The sequence below is a fragment of the Streptomyces regalis genome, assembly GCF_001509475.1.
GTDB lineage: Bacteria > Actinomycetota > Actinomycetes > Streptomycetales > Streptomycetaceae > Streptomyces > Streptomyces regalis.
In genome coordinates, this window is record NZ_LLZG01000177.1 from 1 (window position 1) to 2325 (window position 2325).

3 protein-coding genes and 1 pseudogene are annotated in these 2325 nt (G+C 69.1%); 3 read left to right on the forward strand and 1 reads right to left on the reverse strand.

The features are described 5' to 3' along the window. The 3 genes from ADL12_RS21290 to ADL12_RS21300 form a co-directional block, all read left to right on the forward strand. Nucleotides 1-504, forward strand: a 504-nt coding sequence (locus ADL12_RS21290; protein ID WP_062704267.1) for a DUF4937 domain-containing protein, incomplete at its 5' end; no start/stop codon positions are given. A 119-nt stretch (nt 505-623) separates the two neighbouring features. Then, nucleotides 624-1283: a histidine phosphatase family protein gene (locus ADL12_RS21295; RefSeq protein ID WP_062704265.1), complete on the forward strand. Its 660-nt coding sequence runs from the start codon at nt 624-626 to the stop codon at nt 1281-1283. A 12-nt stretch (nt 1284-1295) separates the two neighbouring features. Beyond that, complete coding sequence (locus tag ADL12_RS21300; RefSeq protein WP_062704266.1) at nt 1296-2201, forward strand: ADP-ribosylglycohydrolase family protein; 906 nt, start codon at nt 1296-1298, stop codon at nt 2199-2201. A 10-nt stretch (nt 2202-2211) separates the two neighbouring features. On the opposite strand, the pseudogene ADL12_RS52880 reads toward ADL12_RS21300, so the two are convergent. Beyond that, nucleotides 2212-2325: pseudogene (locus ADL12_RS52880) on the reverse strand (integrase core domain-containing protein); the annotation flags it as partial.

A 2325-nucleotide genomic window follows, 5' to 3' on the forward strand; every position in this document is an offset into this window, starting at 1 on the left:
CAGGGGGGTGGCTGGAGCCGGGGGCGGCAGGGGGTCGTGCACATCTTCTCGTTCTGGGAGAGCCGTTCCTTCTACGACTCCTTCATGGCCCGGTCCCACGACAGGCTGGCGGCGGCCCAGTCGGGCACCTACAAGGACATACAGGTCAAACTCTTCGACTACCGCTTCGACGTGAAGACCGGCTTCGAGCCGCGCTTCACCGACGCGGACCTCGTCCGAGTGGCCCACTGCCGTGTCCACGAGGACCGGGCCGAACACTTCACGCTCATGCAGGAGAAGGTCTGGAACCCCGCGATGGCCGGCTCCCCGGGCATGATCCGCGGACTGTTCGGTGAGGCGCCGGGCCATGAGTTCCTGGTGCTGTCGATGTGGCGGTCGGCCGCTGAGCACGGTAAGTACCGCACGGAGCGCGTGGAGCGACTGGCACTGCGAGCCCAGACGGAGGCGGATGTCGCGGCCCTCACGGGTGACATCGTGGAGCTCGAGCCGACCTGGACGGTTTGAATTCCGGACCCGTTAGTCGTGCGCCTTGGTGCGGCCGGTGGTGCAGGAAGTGTGTGACCTACGCCGTATGGGGCCCATACGAGTGCTCGATCAGCTGTCACCCGATCTAGGGTTTTGGCATGGCACGACCACGGCGCATCGTCCTTGTCCGGCACGGCGAGTCAACGGGCAATGTTGATGACACCGTGTACGAGCGTGTACCCGACCACGCCCTGGCCCTGACCGAGCGGGGCCGGCGGCAGGCAGAGGAGACGGGTAAACGGCTGCGGGAGGTGTTCGGACGCGAGCGCGTCAGCGTGTACGTCTCGCCCTACCGCCGTACGCACGAAACGCTGAGCGCCTTCCACCTGGATCCCGAGCTCATACGGGTGCGTGAGGAGCCCCGGCTGCGTGAGCAGGACTGGGGGAACTGGCAGGACTGTGACGACGTACGCCTGCAGAAGTCCTACCGGGACGCCTACGGCCACTTCTTCTACCGCTTCGCCCAGGGCGAGTCCGGCGCCGACGTGTACGACCGGGTGGGTGGCTTCCTGGAGAGCCTGTTCCGCAGTTTCGAGGCGCCCGACCACCCGCCGAACGTGCTGCTGGTGACCCATGGCCTGGCGATGCGGCTGTTCTGCATGCGCTGGTTCCACTGGACGGTCGCGGAATTCGAGTCGCTGGCGAATCCGGGGAACGCGGAGATGCGGATGCTCGTTCTCGGGGACGACGGCAAGTACGCACTTGACCGGCCTTTCGAACACTGGCGAGATCCGGAACCGTACGGGATCACCGGATAGAGTGGCAGGGCGATGACCGCTGACTCCTCTCCCGACGGGCGCCTGGACCGCGCCCTCGCCAGCCTGCGCGGACTCGCGGTGGGGGACGCGCTGGGCTCGCAGTTCTTCGTGCCGGCGAACTATCCGCTGCTGAAGCGTCGCGAGCTGCCGTCCGGCCCCTGGCAGTGGACGGACGACACGGAGATGGCCTGTTCGGTGGTCGCGATCCTGGCCGTCCACCACCGCATCGACCAGGACGCTCTGGCCCGCTCTTTCGCCGAGCACCACGACTTCGACCGGGGCTACGGCCCTGCGGTCAACCGGCTGCTGCGCCTGATCCGGGAGGGCGGGGACTGGCGCGAGCTCTCGGCCGCGCTCTTCAACGGACAGGGATCCTGGGGCAACGGTGCCGCGATGCGGATCGCGCCACTGGGTGCCTGGTACGCGGGCGACCCGGAGCAGGCGACCCACCAGGCCGAGATCTCGGCCTACCCCACGCATCAGCACCGCGAGGCCGTCGTCGGTGCCATGGCCGTCGCCGCCGCTGCCGCGTTGGCCGCCGCCCCCGGTGGCCCGCCGAGCCCTGGATCGCTCCTCGACGATGTCGTCGCTCTCGTCCCGAAGAGTGCGGTGGGCGCGGGCCTGCGGCGCGCCCGGGACATGCTCGACTACGGCGACGCGGCCACCGTGGCGGCCGTGCTGGGCTGCGGGCGGCGCACGACGGCCCACGACACCGTGCCCTTCGCCCTGTGGTCGGCGGCGCGGGCTCTCGGTGACTACGAGCAGGCATTCTGGACGACCGCCCAGGTCGGCGGTGACATGGACACCACCTGCGCCATCGTGGGCGGGGTGATCGGCTCCGGGAAGGCCGGGGCGGTGCCGGCCGAGTGGGCGGAGCGGACCGAGGCCCTTCCGACGTGGGTGCCGACGTCGGCCTAGCTATACTCGGTCATGACTTTGGTGGCAGTCGGCTGATCGGTGGCTGGCCGCCGAGCGCGGTGTGTCGGCGGCCAGTGTTGTAGAAGTGAAGCCAGGGCGCGAGGGCGTCGGCGCGTTCGGTGTT

Excerpts from the sequence above, each read along its gene's own strand:
- ADL12_RS21295 (WP_062704265.1), top strand. The coding sequence starts at position 624 with ATGGCACGACCACGGCGCATCGTCCTTGTCCGGCACGGCGAGTCAACG.
- ADL12_RS21300 (WP_062704266.1), top strand. The coding sequence starts at position 1,296 with ATGACCGCTGACTCCTCTCCCGACGGGCGCCTGGACCGCGCCCTCGCC.